This is a genomic window from Sporichthyaceae bacterium, assembly GCA_036269075.1.
GTDB lineage: Bacteria > Actinomycetota > Actinomycetes > Sporichthyales > Sporichthyaceae > DASQPJ01.
The window spans coordinates 15,769-30,855 of sequence record DATASX010000028.1 but is presented as its reverse complement, the minus strand read 5'-3'; the positions used below and the strand labels follow the sequence as shown (position 1 = coordinate 30,855).

The window sequence follows — 15,087 nt, the reverse complement described above, 5'->3', positions numbered from 1 at the left end:
TCTCAGTCCCCGACGGCGAACCCGCCGAGGAAGATCTCGGCCATCGAGCGGGCGATCTCCTGCGGAGGTTCGCCGAACGTGGGCCGGTACCAGCGGTACATCCAGTTGATCATCCCGAACAGGCCCATCGAGGCCACCTCGACCGGGAGGTCGGCGCGCAGGCTGCCATCCTCCTGCCCCTTGCGCAGGATGCCGAGGACCAGTGCCTCGTAGCGCTTGGTGTCCTCGATTACCTCGGTCGCCCACTTGCTCTCCTCGTGGGCGATGCGGCCGAGCTGCTCGACGTAGACGTTGATGTGCGGGTAGTACTCGGCGTAGCCGAGCACCATCGACTCGATCAGCGCCCGGATCTTCTCCGGCGTGGACTTCCTGCTGCGCTTGATGGCCTGGGCGGCGGCCAGGTCGCGCTCCAGCGCCTCGCTGACGATGGCCTGGCGCAGCTCGTCCTTGCTGCCGATGTAGTAGTAGATCGAGGCCCGCTCGGTGCCGATCGCGTCGGCGACATCGCGCAGAGTGGTCTCGTGGCCGCGCTCACGGAACACGTTCGCGGCGGCCCGGATCAGCTCCTGGCGGCGTGCGAGATAGCCGGCGCTGCCGACCTCGAGAGCGGCCTGGCGCCGTGCCTCGATCCCACTGCCGGCCATGGGCGAGAAGCTACCACCGGCCGGCGTCGAGGCAGGCACGTGCGTGCGGCGCGTCAGAGCTCCGCGCGGATCGTCCGTTTGGTGGCCGCCAGAGCGCCCGGATCGCCCTGGGCGAGGTCGGCCAGGGTGGTCGCGACCGCGGCGTCGAGCTCGGCAGGGGGCACGACCCGGGCGATCAGGCCCATCCGGGTGGCCTCGACCGCGTCGAAGCGCCGGCCGGTCAGGAACAGGTCGAGCAGGGCGGTTCGGTTCAGCCGGAGGCGACAGGCGGCCATCGCGGGTCCGGCGACCAGGCCGAGGCGGACCTCGGGAAAGCCGAAGACCGCGTCGGTCGACGCGATCGCGATGTCGGCGGCGGCGACGAGCGCCAGGCCGGACCCGAAGGCCGGTCCGTTGACCCGGGCGAGCACGGGAACCGGCAGGGTGGTCAGCAGTTCGACCACCTCATCGACGAGTTCGGTGGCCTGGGCCACCGCGGTCGGGTCACCGAGCTCGGCGCGGTCGGCCCCGGAGGAGAAAGCCGTTCCGGCGCCGGTGAGGACCACCGCGCGGACGGCGGGGTTGTCGGTCAGCTCGGCCAGCTTCCGCACCAGATCGGTCAGGACGGTGCGGCGCAACGCATTGCGGGTGGCGGGGTCGTCGAAGGTGATCCGGACGACCCCGCCCGGGTCGAGTTCGGTCACACCCAGGTGCCGTCGGCGTCCTTGGTGGAGAAGCGCGGCGCGACCTTCTCGATGAACATGTTGAGCTCTTCCTCGTTCTCCTCGGGGTCGAGGTGGCCCTGGCCGAACTGCAGCCACATCTCGTTGAAGCCCAGGCGCTGGTGGGCGTCCTCGATGGCGAAGGAGATCTGGTCGGCGTTGCCGATGAGGCAGTTGGCGTAGCCCTGCCCGAAGGGCAGGAAGAACTCGTTCCAGTACCAGTCGTGCTCGGCCTTGATCTCCTGGAGACGGTCGGGGTTGTTGCCGAGCATCAGCACGCCACCCCAGGCGGCGGCGTCCTCCCGCTTGACGTCGCGGCCGGCCTCCGCGGCGGTCTTCATGTAGCGCGACCACAGGGCCTCGCAGAAGTCCATCTGATTGGCCATCACGATCGGCTTGCCGCCCTCGCGGGCCCACATGTCGATCGTCCGCATGGAGTGCGCGAACGCGCCGTACAGCGGCGGGTGCGGGTCCTGGTAGCAGCGCGGCGCGATGCCGATCTCCTGCACCATCCCGTCCGGCCCCATGCCCGCGCCGTACTTCTCGTAGGCGGGGTGGCCGGTCAGGCCGGACTCCGGCGGGAACTGCCAGTACTTGCCCTTGTGGCTGAACGTGGAGTTCAGCCAGGCCTTCTTCACGATCCCGACGCATTCCTCGAAGATCTCGCGGTTCATCGTGTCGACCTCGCCGTGGGCCTTCGCGTCCTGCGGCGTGGTCGCGTTCGCCCCGTGCACGGTGGCGTACGAGCCGACCCAGCGGGACTGGTAGCCGCGGGTGAACCCGACGTTCAGGCGGCCCTGGAGCATGTGGTCGAGGGTGGCGATCTCCTCCGCGGCGCGGACCGGGTTGTGCGTGGTGAGCACGTAACCCAGGGTCGAGACGCGCATGCGCTTGGAGTGCAGACCCACGAACAGGCTGAACATGCCCGGGTGGTTGGTGATCTCGAAGCCCTCGATCTGCAGGTGGTGCTCGTTGTGCCCGTAACTGGCATAACCGAGTTCGTCGGCCAGCTTGATGTAACCGCGGATCTCCTCGAGATAACGCTGGTACAGCACCTTGTTCTGACCGGCCATGCCCTGCTCGATCTCCGTACGGCGGCCGATCATGCCTGGCTGGATCAGGTGAAACTTCATTCTCGTCCTCCGCCGTCCTGACCGATTCTTCGGTTCCTGGACCGAGGTTGCCGCCTCGACCCACCCCGTGTCAACATCAGCGTTGAAAATTACCCAACACGTGCGTTGATCGGCAGACGATTCAGAGTTAGGCTGCTTTTCGTGGACATCGTCGACGGGTGGATCAACCCCAATCTCGGTGGGCCGGTCACGGGCGACGTCGCGTACCTGTTCCCGGGTCTGGCCGACCGGTTGGAACGGGGGACCAGCCTGGAGCAGTTGGTCGACGAGATGGACGCGTCCGGGGTCAGTCGTGGGGTGCTCTGCTCCGGTTACACAGCCCCGGGCGACCGGGAGTGGGTGCTCAAGGCGCGCGAGGTGCACCCGGATCGTTTCGCGCTGTCCCACGTCGTGGATCCCCGCGCGGGGCTGACGGCCGTGCGCCTGGTCGACGAACTCGTTCGCGACGACAACTACGTCCTGATCCGCATGCTCGGCCTGCAGACGCAGCTGTACTACAACGACCCGGCCTACTACCCGGTCTACGCCCGGTGCGCCGAACTCGGCATCCCGGTCGGGCTCAACGTCGGTTTCCCCGGCCCCCAGGTGCCCAGCAAGTACCAGGACCCGATGCCGATCGACGACGTCTGCGCGTTCTTCCCGGAGCTGACCGTCGTGCTCCAGCACGGCGGGGAGCCCTGGGTCGACACCTGCGTCAAGCTGATGATCAAGTGGCCCAACGTGCACTACATGACCTCGGCGATCGCGCCCAAGCATGTGCCGGCGCAGGTCATCCACTACGCGAACACCCGCGGCGCCGACCGGGTCATGTTCGCCAGTGATTTCCCGTTGCTGACCCACGAGCGCTGTGCCGCCGAGGTGGCCCGTATGCCGTTCAAGGATTCGCAGCGTTTGGCGAAGTTCGCCGCGAACAACGCGGCGGCGCTGTTCTTCCAATCCGATCCGTCGACGGTACGCATGCCTGCCGCCGCCGCCGGTGGATGCTAATTTCAAGCCGTGGCAAACAGCGGGATCGAGGCGCGTCGCCAAGCGGCGATGGAGGAAGGCGGCGCGGCTTACATCGCCCGCCGCGAGGAGATCATCCAGGTCGCCGCCCATGTGTTCCGCGAGCGTGGTCCGGCCGCGACCTTGCGCGATGTGGCCGAGGCGCTGGGCACCGAGCGGGCCTCGATCTACTACTACATCGGCAGCAAGGAAGAACTCCTCCAGGAGATCGTGCGTGAGGCGCTGGCCCGCGACATGGCCGCCGCCCGCGCGATCCGGCGCAGCGAGGTCCGCACGCCCGACAAGATCCGGGCGCTGATCGACTCGATGGTGTTCTCCTACGCGGAGAACTACCCGCACATGAACGTCTACATCGAGGACCTGGGGCGTATCGCGCGGCAGGACAGCGAGTGGGCCATCGACGTCATCGAGGAGACCCGGCAGTACGAGGCGTTGGTCCGCGCGATCCTGATGGAGGGTCAGGAGGATGGGACCTTGCGCGGCGACATCCCGATCAGCGTCAGCGCGATGGCCCTGTTCGGGATGATCAACTGGATGTACCGCTGGTATCGGCCCACCTACCCGGTCCCGCCCCAGGAGATCGCGCACACGCTGTCCGAGATCTTCCTCGGCGGCTACGCGCTGTCGAAGTCCAAGTAACCTCGAACTGACGCCGGGTCAGCCGAGCAACGGTTCGGTGACCGCCCGCAGGTCGGGCTGCTTCTCCAACGTCGCCAACGCCGCGACGACCTCCTCGACCGCGCCGGCCGCGAATCGTCCCGTGCCGCGCACGTTCGCGCCGAACTTCGCGGCCAGTTCCTCCCAAGACATCGGGTCGGCCAGGCTGCCCCGCAGGATCAGCTGTTCGCGGGTGAAAGTCCGGCCGTCGCGGGTGCGCACCGCGACCCGGGCGCCGTTCTGCGGCAGGTCGCCGACGGGATGGATCCGGATGCGGTCGCGGGCCACGCCCAGCCGCGCCAACGAGTCGTCGGTGAACGTCGCGGTGGTGACGGCGTTGTCGGTCAGCGCCGCGGCGATGTTGTAGGCCAGGGAGAACTTGCCCTCCAGGCCGGAGCGCGGCCAGTCGTAGACCAGGACGTCGCGCAGGTTGCGTTCCTCGATGTCGACGTCGACGGAGCTGACATCGGCCAGGCCCAGGCCGTGCTCCCGGAGCACGTGCAGCACCGCGTCGATGGCGTAATGGTTGGCCCCGCAGCACGGATAGGCCTTGAACACCAGTCCTTCGGTGACCGCCCAGCGCCCATTCAACGACGCCTCGCCCAGCTCGTCGAGGACGACCCCCAGTTCGCCCTCACCCCGGCAGATCACGTCGTGCCAGCCGAAGCGCTGCTCGAGGATCTCCTGGCTCGCGGTGAACCCGGCCCCGGCGAGCAACGCCGCCTCGACGGCGGTGCGGTTGGCCAGGCCCGCGTGCAGGGGCTTGGTCATCGTCCCGAAGTTCGCGCGCAGCCCGCCGGCCTGCGTGGCCGCGATGCCGAAGGCGTGCGCCAGTCGGTCGGTGTCGAGGCCGAGCAGCCGACCGGCTGCCGCGGTGCCGCCGAACGCCGCGTACACGCCGGGCTTGTGGTACCCGGCCGCGTACGGGCCGAGCCGGGTGTCGGGGTACATGGTGGTCAGCCGGTGTGCGACCTCGTAGCCGAGCACCAGCGCGTCGAGCAACGCGGCACCGTCGGCCCCGGTCTGCTCGGCCACGGCCAAGGCGGCGGGCACGATCGCGACGCTGACGTGGCCCACGCCGACGCCGATGTCGTCGAAGTCCAGGGCATGACCGGCGGTGCCGTTCACCAGCGCGGCCAAGGTCGGGGACAACCTGCGGCCGGTGCCGAACACGGTCGCGGGTCCGCCCGCGGCCTGCGTCACGGCGTAGTCGCGAGCCAGGGCACCGGCTTCCTCCGCGGCGCCGGCCACGATGCAGCCGAGCAGGTCCAGCAGAGCTTCCTTCAGCACGGCCTGTGCACGTGGTGAAGCGACGCCGGCCGGGGCGTCGGCCACTAAAGCGGCCAGCGCGCGGGTGGGCGAAATCGGTTGCTCAGCCAAGGTGGGCGCGCACCTGCGTACCGGCGTCGTTCAGCCAGCCCTTGCTGCCCGCGTAGGCCATCGTGGCGTCGAATCCGGAGTTCCACTCGGCGTCGCCGGCCAGCGGGCTGAGCGCGCGTAGTTGGGCGATGTCCAGCCAGGCGTGCTTGCCGTCGATCCGGCCCACGTCGCCCAGTTGCGCGTTCGTGGCATCGCAATGCCGCAGTTCCACGCTCAGGGCCTGCAGATTCTCGGCGTCCGCGAGCGCAATGTGCCCGCACGCACCATCCACCACCACAATCATCCGCCAACTCTAGGTCGGAATTCGATTCCTGGTCAACGTTGGAGTTGACGAGAATGGGCCCGCGGAGTGAGATGGCGTCGTGGGTCGTGAGGATTGCGTTCGCGGTTCCATTCTGTAAACATGCGTGTTGACAGTCCCACAGGATCGAGGTCTGGACCCGGAGCATGGCCAGTAGTCGCAACCCGATCGCGGGGCAGGCCGCCATCGTCGGCATCGGGCACACCGTCCAGGGTGAGCTGCCCGGACGCTCGGTCGAGGAGAACGCGGTCGACGCCGCGCTGCTCGCCCTGGCCGACGCGGGCCTGAGCGTCGACGATCTCGACGGCCTGATCGGCTGCAAGTCGGTGCAGGGGCAGGGCAACGATGTCACCGTCGGCCAACTCCTCGGACGCAACCTGCCCTACGTGCAGTCGCTGGACTACGGCACCTGCAACTTCTCGCTGCACCTCGCGGTGATGGCGATCGTCTCCGGCCTGGCGAGCACGATCCTGCTGACCTACGGTGCCAACGCGCGCACGGCCAAGTTCGACTTCGGCAAGCCCATGTACGGCGCCGACATGGCCAGCGCCGCCGGGCTTGTGCACATCTCCGGCCGGGCCGGGCTCGCGCTGCAACGGCACAAGGCCCTCTACGGGACCACCGACGAGCAGTTCGGCATGCTCGCGGTCGGTCAGCGGCAGTGGGCACAGAAGAACCCGAACGCCATCTTCCGCACGCCGATGACAATGGCCGACTATCTGGCCGAGCCGTACATGGTCGAGCCGTTACGCCGTTCCGACGTCACGATGATCTCCGACGGGGGCGTGGCCGTCGTGGTCACCACGGCGGAGCGGGCGCGGAACCTGCCGCAGCAGCCGGTGTACGTGTCCGGCATCGCCGAGCACGCCGGAGTGCGCGGCGAGCACAACCCGGAGAACCTCATGCGCCCCTGGCTCAAGGACTCCGCGAAGGCGATCTGGTCGACCACCGGCCTGACGCCCGCCGACATGGACGCCGTCTACATCCAGGACCCGACCGCGGTCTGGTCGCTGCAGATGCTCGAGTACTACGGCTTCTGCGGCCTCGGCGAAGGCGGCCCGTTCCTCGCCGAAGGACACACGCTGCCCGGTGGCGACCTGCCGCTGAACACCCACGGCGGACAGCTTTCCGAGAGCTACACGTGGGGCTGGATGCACATGGTCGAGGCGGTGCGCCAGCTGCGCGGCCAGGCCGGCGAGCGGCAGTTGGCCGACCCGAAGGTGGCGCTGTACGCGTCGAGTCACGGCTTCCTGAAGGCCGCCGCCTCCGTGCTCTCCACCGAGGAGAGCGTGGCGGCATGAGTGGGGATCTCTCACCGGTCGACGACCCGGTCGCGGGCCCGTTCTTCGCAGGCATCCTCGAAGGCCGCTTCACCGCGCAGCGCTGCAATTCGTGCGAGGCGCTGCGCTGGCCGCCGCTGTCCGGCTGCCCCGATTGCCACAGCCGCTCGACCACCTGGGTCGAGGTCGCGCCCACCGGCACGATCTGGAGCTTCGTCGTCTACCACCGAGCCTTCCAGGCCTCGTTGAAGGAAGAAATCCCTTACACGGTCGCGATGGTCGAGCTCGACGACGGTCCCTACGTCGTCGGCCGACTCGTTCCGGGGGACAAGCCGCCCGCCGTCGGCGACCGCGTGGTCGCCGAGCTCGGCGAGTTCGGCGGCGTGCCGTCCGTGCGTTGGCGCACGGCCTGAGTCGGGAGAGTTGATGGACCAGTCCTTCGGGGTCAAGCTGCCGGGTGTCGTCCCGGGGTACGCGCCGACGTTGCGTGCGGTGCCGGACCTCGTCGGACAGCTCGAGCAGCTCGGCTTCGACGACGTCATGGACGGCGAGCACCTCCTCTACACGCCGGACATGAACCATCCCGGCGGCTCGGGAAACTTCGAGCACAGCCGGACCGAGCAGCACAGCGACCGCTGCGACACCCTGGTCATGTTCGCGGCCATCGCGGCGCGGACGAGCCGGATCAAGATGTTCTCCGGGATCCTGCTCGGTGCCGCGCACAACTTCGCCGTGCTGGCCCGACAGGCCTCGACGCTCGACGTCATCTCCGACGGCCGGTTCGTGCTCGGGGTCGGCGGTGGCTGGAACGCGGCTGAGTTCGACCAGTTGGGCATCCCGGCGGCCGAACGCGCCGCGCGCACCGAGGACACGATCCGCGCCTGCCGCGAGCTGTGGTCGCCGGGCCTGTCCACCTACGAGGGTAAGTGGATCCGCTTCCAGGACGTGGTTTCCGAGCCCGCCCCCCGCACCCCGGGCGGTGTTCCGGTGTGGTGGGGCGGCAACGCGCGCAGCAAGGCGACGGCCCGGCGGGTGGTCACCCTCGGCGACGGCTGGATCGCCCGTGAGGCAGCCGATTACGACGAGATCGCCGAGTCGCTGGACTCGATCCGGGCGGCCTGCGTGGACTACGGCCGCGACCCGGCGACGGTCGGCGCGCGGGCCTCGCTGACCGCTACCGCCGACTGGAATTCCGCGTCGTCGATCGACGTGCTCACCGAGCGTGCGATCGAGCGGGCCCGCAAACTGGCGGCGGTCGGCGTCACGCACTTCAACGTGCCGCTGTCGTACTACGGGATCGAACTCGAGGCCCTGGGCGGCCTGCTGAAAGCGCTGCGCGAGGCCTGAGCTACCGGGCGCGCGCGACAGATGTCAGGTGTCGAACACCGTCGAATCAGAAGCCGAAGTGGCTCAGCCCGGGGTGGTCGGCGGGTCGGGGCCCCAGCGGCCAGTCGTAGCGCCGGTCGGACTCCGCGATCGGCGCGGTGTTGATGGAGGCGTGTCGAATCCGCATGAGTCCGTGCTCGTCGAACTCCCAGTTCTCGTTGCCGTAGGAGCGGAACCACGTGCCGGCGTCGTCGTGGTGCTCGTAGGCGAAACGCACCGCGATGCGGTTGCCGGCCACCGCCCACAGTTCCTTGATCAGCCGGTAGTCCAATTCCGTCTGCCACTTGCGCGTCAGGAACCCGACGACCTGCTCGCGGCCGTCGAGGAACTCGACGCGGTTCCGCCAGTGGGTGTCGATCGTGTAGGCCAGGGACACCTTGTGCGGGTCGCGGGTGTTCCAGGCGTCCTCCGCCGCGCGCACCTTCACGGTGGCGGTCTCCGGGGTGAACGGGGGCAGCGGTGGGCGGGGGGCCTCGGTCAACTCGGACTCCGGAGGGTGTCGGGGAAACGGGGGAGAACGATCGTTCTCCCCTACGCTATCGCCGTGGGAACTCCAGGCGAGCGGGCGGGGCGCAGGGTGCCTCCGACGGAGGCTGTGGCGCGGGGGCGGGCGCTGGACGGCGCCGAGAAGCTGTTCTACGACCACGGGGTGCGGGCGGTGGGGATGGACAGCGTCCGCGACGCCTCCGGGGTCAGCCTCAAGCGGTTGTACGGGCTTTTCGGCTCGAAGGAACAGTTGCTGGTGGAAGCGCTCACCGCGCGGGACCAGCGGTGGATGGCCTCGTTGCAGGCGGCGGTGGACGAGCGGGCCGGCGTGGCGGCTCGGATCGGCGCGGTGTTCGAGTGGTTGCACGAGTGGTTCGGCGAACCGGGTTTCCGTGGCTGCGCGTTCGTGAATGTCTTCGCCGAACTCGGCTCGGTCTCACCAGCGGTGGCCGCTTGCGCCCGGGAGCACAAGGAACGCTTCCGCGACCTGCTGCACCGCGAGACCGCCGCGGCCGGGCTGGACGCGCAGACCGCCGACTCGATCCACCTGCTGGCCGAGGGAGCGATCGTCAACGCCGCGTTGCTCGGGGACCGCGAGGGGGCCCGGACCGCCGGAGCGACGGCGGCGCGACTGTTGGGCGCTAAATCTGACGATGTGTCAGTTCCCTATTGAGCTCGGGCTGGGTGCGTACGGCCGGTGGAGCGGGTTGGGCGCGCAGTGGTGGATCAGGAACAGGTCGCCCTCGCGGCCCCCGCTCTCGGCGCAGGCGTCGCGCTCACTCGGTGCGGAAGGACCCAGCGACCAGTTCCCGTGCCGGTACAGCGAGCCCAGGCCCAGCACCGCAGGGAACACCAGGGCGCTGGCCACCATCCTGTTCCGTATCACCGCGAACTCACTCCCGTCCGTCCGAGTCGTGAGAACCTCGGCCTGGCGGGAGAATGCGTCGTGACGCGGTGCGGTTTGTTGCGCGAGTGTGTCCGTGCGGTGAACTGTTCCTCACCGCGTCCGGTGCAGGCCGTGCCGCCTCAGCCGGACAGCCGCCGCAGCCGCTGTGCCCAGACCCAGGAGCATCGCGGCAACCGGTGTCGTGGCGCCTGCACTCGCAGCCTCGGTGGCCTGGCCGCCGGTGCCCGCGTGCACTTGGTCCGGCGCGTCGGCTTTCCCCTTGGCCGCCGCCTTTTCCGCGTCCTCCTTCTCGTCCGCGACCTCGTCGGCGGACAGGGTGGCGGGGTCGAGCAGGTTGAGGGTGGGGGCGGGGTGGTCGGGTTCCGGGCCGCCCTCGGCCGACTGGTCGATCCACTTGACGACCTGGCCGTTGCTGTAGGTCTGCAGGGCCTTGAACACGACGCTGTTCACGTTGGGCAGGGCGGCGACCTTGACGGGGAACTGGACCGAGTCGTCGCCGCTGATGGTGCCGCCGCTGAACACGATGCTGTCGGCTGTGGTGGTCGCCGACCAGCCGTCCGGTGCCTGCGGGACGACCCCGGTCAGCGGGGTGTCGGTGGGCAGGTCGATTTCGACCTTGACGGTCTTGGCATCGTCCTGCTCATTGGGCACCTTGAACACCAGGGTGGCGTCGGTGCCACCGGGTTTGGCGTCCTTGCTGTGCACGGTCACGTGGGCGTCGGCCACCGCGGCGCTCGCCACGACCAGCGCCCCGGCCGCGGCACATACCAGGACCGCACGTGTCGGCCCTCGACCGGAGCGGGTGTACTGCGCACGGACCACTTGGCTTCCACGACCCATTACCGGCTCCTCCGCCGCCGCGGGCAGGCCCGAGCCTGTTGCCCTCTGCCGGAGAAGTCGGTCGCACGACGCTTGCAGTTCCCTGCAAATGGGACGAATCGTGCGGGCCGCGATTGGTCCGCCCGGAACCCGGAGCTCAGCCGGCGCCGTGTCGTAGATCGCGGCGCCAGTGCACCGGCGGGATGTCGGTGGGTTTGATTCCGGCCGGTGCGGCCACGACGTTCGGGATCGCCTGGATCAGGCACACGGCGAAACCCACGTAGCCGGGGGCCGCTGGTTCGCCGGCCATGTTGTCCAGACTGCTCAACGTCGGCTCGATGCTCATCACGGTCCGGGACGAGGGACGGCCCTCGATCGAGAAGATCCACTGACAGTCCGCGGTGACGTGCTCCGGCCGCATGATCGGCGTCAGGTACCAGCCGACGCGCATCACGATGAACGGCTCGTCGCCGACGTATCCGGTCGATTCGTAAGCGACCCGACCGACTCGGCCGGGTTCGATCGTGAGGATCGGCGACTCGAGGCGAACCGGGGCGGCGGCGGAGAACGAGGCCGCCTCGATGCGGGACAGCTCGACGCCCATCGCGTCGGCGACCTGCTGGATCATCTGGAACCAGTACTGCTTCTGGTACCACAGCGCGGGGCTGGCCTCGTCCATGGTCGCCGCCGGGTCGCCGTTCAGGCCGATCACCTCGAGGATCCCGGGGTTGGCCTGTGCCACGCAGTCGAAGTACTCCTCGATCGTGATCCGGCGGATGTCGTTGGAGAAGCCGGTCAGCGTCATCGCCAGGCGCTGGGTGACGAAGTCGGGGTTCGCGCCGCCGGCGTAGAAGGTGGCACCCCCGGTTTCGGCGGCGACCTGCAGCCGTTTGCCGACGTCCGGGTCGCGGACGGTCAGGTTGTTGTACGGGTGCGAGGTGATGACGTTCTTGCCTGCCTCGAGCAGCTCGACCAGGTCGCTGATGGTGTCCGCACCCGGATGGTCCAGCGCGGTGTGGATCACCACATCGCAGTCCACCGCGAGGAATTCGGCGCGGTCGGCGGTGGCTGTCACGCCGATCGGGTCGATGCCCACCAGCGTGCCGACGTCGCGACCGGCCTTGGCCGGCGAGTAGACCAGCGCGCCGACCACCTCCAGTTCCGGTAGCCGGACGGCTTCCCGGGCACAGATGGATCCGGCGTCACCGACGCCCCAGATTGCGACGCGATACGGAGCTCTCATGGCCGGTGACATTACAAGTTTCTGAAACTACTTTCAAGAAAATTCTGAAGACCGTTTCAACAAGTTCGGCACAATGACCCGGTGGCCGATCCGCGACGAGCGCGCACCCGAGGCCGGCTGGTGGCCGCCGGTCATCGGTTGATCGCGCGCGACGGTGTTGCCGGGTTGCGCATCCTCGACATCACCAAGGAGGCCGGGGTGGCGCTCGGCTCGTTCCAGAATCACTTCGCCTCCAAGGACGAACTGGTCGCGGCGGTGGTCCGGGAGGCCGTCCAGGCGTTGGCTGCCGAGATCGTCGCCGATCCCGAGCCGGGCGATGAGGCCGAGGTGGCCGTCCGGGCCCTACGCCGGTTCGTCCGACTGGCCCAGGACGACCCCGCGTTCTGCGCGCTGATCGTCAACCTCGCCCACGGTGACGAGCTTTTCGTCGAGGCGATCCGGCCTTACGCGACTGCCGCGCTGCAACGCGCCGTCGATGCCGGCGCCTTCGTGATCGAGGACATCGACCTGACGGTGACTTTCATCGTCGGCGGCGCGCTCGCGGTCATGCGCCGATCCCTGGACGGGCTGACCGAGGCGGACGCCGACGAGCGGCTGGCCCGGTTCGTGGTCGCAGCGATGCAGGTCGCCTCCGCCACCGCCGGCTGACGGGCTGAGTTGAAACAGGTGGGGCGACTTCCGGTGGGCGGGATCGCCTCACCGGTTGCAGCTCTGCCCAGGCGTGGTGATGGGGGCTGGGTGAGCTGGGGGCCCGCCGCGCCTCGCCCGCCGCGCCCGCCTCGCCCCGCCCGCCCCACCGCGCCCGCCCCGCCCGCCACCACGGGGCCGAGTTGCAACGCATGTGGCGATTTGAAGCGGAGATCGCCCCAGGGGTTGCAACTCTGCCCGGTCGTGAATGGAGCGCGACGCGAGGCTCAGTACTCGCCCGGGTCGCCGTCGTAGACATTGCCGTTGTTGCTCAGCGGGCAGACGTCGGGATCCATTGCGTATCCGGAGCTCGGGTCGTTGTTGCAGTTGGGCGCGTGGTGGTGCCCGCCGTGCCCGTGCCCGTGCCCGCCGTGCCCGTGCCCCGCGCCGAGTGCCGGGGCCGCGACCGAGGCGGTGTGGACGGTAGCCGCGCCTGCAGCGACAGGGCTCGCCGACAGCGCGGCGACGGTCAGGGCCAGAGCAGAAAGTGCCTTGCGCATCGCGATCACAACCTTCCTCGTGGAATTCTCCGGTCCGGGACACCGCGTCCCCGACACCCGAACCATCCACCCGCACGACGGTGGAGGCTGTCGCCGGCCCGACCCTGCCGGTGTCAGCTTCCCGACACATCCGCTGAGCAGGCACCCGCTGTACCGGGCCCGAGTCGGTTGAGCCGCTCGGCTCAGAGGCCGGCTTCGTCCGCCGCCTGACGCAATGCCGGGCGGGCCTCGGGCGCGGCGACCGCGATCAGGCGGCGGGCCCGCTCGCCGGCCGAACACCCCCGCAGTTCGGCCACGCCGTGCTCGGTGGCGATCACGTCGACGTCGGCACCGAGAGCGGTGACTCGTTCCACCCGGGGCACGATCCGACTGGTGCCCTTGCCCGTCGACGCGGGCAGCGCGACGATCGACCGCCCACCCGGGCCGCGCACCGCGGCGCGCAGGTAGTCGACCGAACCGCCGATCGCGCCGACGTAACGGCCGCCCGCGGTTTCACTGTTGACCTGCCCGAAGAGGTCCACCTCGAGCGCCGAGTTGACGCACACGAAGTTCGAGATCTCCGCGATCCGCGCTGGGTCGTGGGTGTAGGCGATCTCCCGCAGAACGAGGTTCGGCTCGTCGGCCGCCAACGCCACCGCTCGGGCGGACCCGAGCACGGCGCCGGCGACGGAGACGCCGCGGTCGATCTCCTTGGCCTTGTTGGTGACGATGCCTTCGCGCATCATCTCCAGCAACGTGTCGCCGATCATGCCGGAGTGCACACCGAGATCGTGGCGGTCGGAAACTGCTGCCAGCACGGCCTCGCCGAGCTTGCCGATGCCGACCTGGATGCAGCTGCCGTCGCGAACGTAGGGGGCGATGTTGGCCCCGATCGCCCGCTCGAGGTCCGACGGCACGGCCTTCGGGTACTCGGGCAGGGGTCGCGACGTGCGGATCGAGGCGGTGATCCGGTCGAGGTGCACGCGGGTGTCGCCACCGACCACCGGCACCTGGTCGTTGATCTCGGCGAGCACGACCCGGGCGTGGGCCACCGCCGGCGCGGCGTAGTCGGATATAACGCCGAGGCTGCACCAGCCGTCCGGGTCCGGCGGGCTGACCGCGACGATCGCGACGTCGGTCGACAGCGGTCCGGCGGAGAGCAGCCACGGCAGTTCGGACATGTGGCAGGGCACGAGGTCCATGTCGCCGCGCGCGATCAGCCCGCCGTTGGGAGGCATGCCGACCGAGGTGACCGGACGGATGCCTGCCGGGCAGCGGGTCAGCACGTCGGTCAGGCTCATGCCGACGAACAGTCGCAGGCTCTCGGGAAGTGGGCCCTGCTCGAACAGCGCGTCGAGGAGGGCGGTCGGTTCGCCGAGGACCTGCGCGGCGACGAGCACGTCGCCCGGCCGCAGGTGTTGTGCGAGATCGTTGCGACTCATCGCACGCGAGATTCCCAGCCTCCGGAGGCTGCTGTCAATACTCGTGTTGACTGATATTGCAGGACAGTCCTTCTTGCTGGACAAGGGGATGTGCGGCCGTGTCAACACCAGAGTTGACTTGGGGATGTCTTGATGCCAAAGTCGATGAAAGGCGGACCGCACCTAAGGTGGCGTGATGAGACATCTGGTCGGGACGACCGACGACCTGCCGACAGGGACGCTGCGCCGGGTCGAGGTGGCCGGTGTGCCGGTGTGCCTGGCGCGGTTGGACGACGGCGCTGTGCATGCGATCGGCGACCTGTGCAGCCACGAGGAGATCGAGCTTTCCGACGGAGACCTCGACGGCTGCGAGGTCATCTGCCCGGCGCACGGCTCGTGCTTCGACGTGCGCACCGGCAAGCCCGACGGCCTGCCCGCCACCGAGCCCGTGCCCACCTACCCGGTGAGCCTCGACGGCGCCGACATCTACGTGGAGATCTGAACTTCGTGAGTGACTGCGACGAGCGAGGAACGAGCGAGGAGCACAAGCGAACAGAC

General features: G+C 69.1%; 19 protein-coding genes. 8 read left to right on the top strand and 11 right to left on the bottom strand.

Annotated elements, in window-relative coordinates; all coding sequences use genetic code 11:
* Nucleotides 1–2 precede the first annotated feature (2 nt).
* From VHU88_05605 to VHU88_05595, 3 genes are read right to left on the bottom strand one after another with little or no spacing between them, the layout of a single operon-like run.
* A complete protein-coding gene (locus VHU88_05605) occupies nt 3–644 on the bottom strand; it encodes a TetR/AcrR family transcriptional regulator (protein ID HEX3611143.1) in 642 nt (213 codons plus the stop codon).
* A 53-nt stretch (nt 645–697) separates the two neighbouring features.
* The gene (locus VHU88_05600) at nt 698–1,327 is read right to left on the bottom strand and encodes an enoyl-CoA hydratase/isomerase family protein (GenBank protein HEX3611142.1); all 630 of its coding nucleotides are present in this window, start codon (nt 1,325–1,327) and stop codon (nt 698–700) included.
* Nucleotides 1,324–2,478, bottom strand: a complete 1,155-nt coding sequence (locus tag VHU88_05595) for an LLM class flavin-dependent oxidoreductase (GenBank protein ID HEX3611141.1) — start codon at nt 2,476–2,478, stop codon at nt 1,324–1,326. The genes VHU88_05600 and VHU88_05595 overlap by 4 nt, the downstream gene beginning before the upstream one ends.
* Nucleotides 2,479–2,619: 141 nt before the next feature.
* Here VHU88_05595 and VHU88_05590 point away from each other — a divergent pair, with 141 nt between their 5' ends.
* Nucleotides 2,620–3,465 (top strand): amidohydrolase family protein, encoded by an 846-nt coding sequence (locus VHU88_05590; protein ID HEX3611140.1) that lies wholly within the window; start codon nt 2,620–2,622, stop codon nt 3,463–3,465.
* Nucleotides 3,466–3,474: 9 nt separating this feature from the next.
* A complete protein-coding gene (locus VHU88_05585) occupies nt 3,475–4,122 on the top strand; it encodes a TetR/AcrR family transcriptional regulator (protein ID HEX3611139.1) in 648 nt (215 codons plus the stop codon).
* An 18-nt stretch (nt 4,123–4,140) separates the two neighbouring features.
* On the opposite strand, the gene VHU88_05580 is transcribed toward VHU88_05585, so the two are convergent.
* Both VHU88_05580 and VHU88_05575 read right to left on the bottom strand, forming a co-directional pair.
* Nucleotides 4,141–5,520, bottom strand: coding sequence for an MmgE/PrpD family protein (locus VHU88_05580; protein HEX3611138.1), 1,380 nt, complete (start codon nt 5,518–5,520; stop codon nt 4,141–4,143).
* Nucleotides 5,513–5,803, bottom strand: coding sequence for a hypothetical protein (locus VHU88_05575; GenBank protein HEX3611137.1), 291 nt, complete (start codon nt 5,801–5,803; stop codon nt 5,513–5,515). The genes VHU88_05580 and VHU88_05575 overlap by 8 nt, the downstream gene beginning before the upstream one ends.
* A 164-nt stretch (nt 5,804–5,967) precedes the next feature.
* On the opposite strand from VHU88_05575, the gene VHU88_05570 reads away from it, so the two are divergent.
* The 3 genes from VHU88_05570 to VHU88_05560 are packed head-to-tail and all read left to right on the top strand — an operon-like array spanning nt 5,968 to nt 8,448.
* Nucleotides 5,968–7,122: a hypothetical protein gene (locus tag VHU88_05570; protein ID HEX3611136.1), complete on the top strand. Its 1,155-nt coding sequence runs from the start codon at nt 5,968–5,970 to the stop codon at nt 7,120–7,122.
* Nucleotides 7,119–7,514, top strand: a complete 396-nt coding sequence (locus VHU88_05565) for an OB-fold domain-containing protein (GenBank protein HEX3611135.1) — start codon at nt 7,119–7,121, stop codon at nt 7,512–7,514. Before VHU88_05570 ends, VHU88_05565 begins: the two co-directional genes overlap by 4 nt.
* Nucleotides 7,515–7,527: 13 nt before the next feature.
* Nucleotides 7,528–8,448 carry a TIGR03619 family F420-dependent LLM class oxidoreductase gene (locus tag VHU88_05560; protein ID HEX3611134.1) on the top strand — a complete coding sequence of 307 codons (921 nt, stop codon included), beginning with the start codon at nt 7,528–7,530 and terminating at the stop codon, nt 8,446–8,448.
* 46 nt (nt 8,449–8,494) lie between these two features.
* Here the strand turns inward: VHU88_05560 and VHU88_05555 are convergent, their stop codons facing one another.
* On the bottom strand, nt 8,495–8,968 hold the full coding sequence (locus VHU88_05555; GenBank protein HEX3611133.1) for a nuclear transport factor 2 family protein: 474 nt from the start codon (nt 8,966–8,968) through the stop codon (nt 8,495–8,497).
* A 96-nt stretch (nt 8,969–9,064) separates the two neighbouring features.
* Between VHU88_05555 and VHU88_05550 the strand changes: the two genes are divergently transcribed.
* On the top strand, nt 9,065–9,646 hold the full coding sequence (locus tag VHU88_05550) for a TetR/AcrR family transcriptional regulator (GenBank protein HEX3611132.1): 582 nt from the start codon (nt 9,065–9,067) through the stop codon (nt 9,644–9,646).
* On the opposite strand, the gene VHU88_05545 is transcribed toward VHU88_05550, so the two are convergent.
* The 3 genes from VHU88_05545 to VHU88_05535 form a co-directional block, all read right to left on the bottom strand.
* Nucleotides 9,632–9,841 (bottom strand): hypothetical protein, encoded by a 210-nt coding sequence (locus VHU88_05545; GenBank protein ID HEX3611131.1) that lies wholly within the window; start codon nt 9,839–9,841, stop codon nt 9,632–9,634. The two genes, VHU88_05550 and VHU88_05545, sit on opposite strands and share 15 nt — an antisense overlap.
* 129 nt (nt 9,842–9,970) lie before the next feature.
* Nucleotides 9,971–10,720, bottom strand: a complete 750-nt coding sequence (locus VHU88_05540; protein HEX3611130.1) for a DUF1775 domain-containing protein — start codon at nt 10,718–10,720, stop codon at nt 9,971–9,973.
* Nucleotides 10,721–10,856: 136 nt separating this feature from the next.
* Nucleotides 10,857–11,942, bottom strand: a complete 1,086-nt coding sequence (locus VHU88_05535; protein ID HEX3611129.1) for a hypothetical protein — start codon at nt 11,940–11,942, stop codon at nt 10,857–10,859.
* A gap of 81 nt (nt 11,943–12,023) precedes the next feature.
* Between VHU88_05535 and VHU88_05530 the strand changes: the two genes are divergently transcribed.
* Nucleotides 12,024–12,590, top strand: a complete 567-nt coding sequence (locus VHU88_05530) for a TetR/AcrR family transcriptional regulator (protein HEX3611128.1) — start codon at nt 12,024–12,026, stop codon at nt 12,588–12,590.
* Between the two features lie 266 nt (nt 12,591–12,856).
* Here the strand turns inward: VHU88_05530 and VHU88_05525 are convergent, their stop codons facing one another.
* Both VHU88_05525 and VHU88_05520 read right to left on the bottom strand, forming a co-directional pair.
* Entirely contained in the window at nt 12,857–13,129 is a 273-nt protein-coding gene (locus VHU88_05525; GenBank protein HEX3611127.1) for a hypothetical protein, read from the bottom strand.
* 182 nt (nt 13,130–13,311) lie between these two features.
* Complete coding sequence (locus tag VHU88_05520) at nt 13,312–14,550, bottom strand: acetyl-CoA hydrolase/transferase C-terminal domain-containing protein (GenBank protein ID HEX3611126.1); 1,239 nt, start codon at nt 14,548–14,550, stop codon at nt 13,312–13,314.
* A 175-nt stretch (nt 14,551–14,725) separates the two neighbouring features.
* On the opposite strand from VHU88_05520, the gene VHU88_05515 reads away from it, so the two are divergent.
* Complete coding sequence (locus tag VHU88_05515) at nt 14,726–15,031, top strand: non-heme iron oxygenase ferredoxin subunit (GenBank protein HEX3611125.1); 306 nt, start codon at nt 14,726–14,728, stop codon at nt 15,029–15,031.
* Nucleotides 15,032–15,087 lie beyond the last annotated feature (56 nt).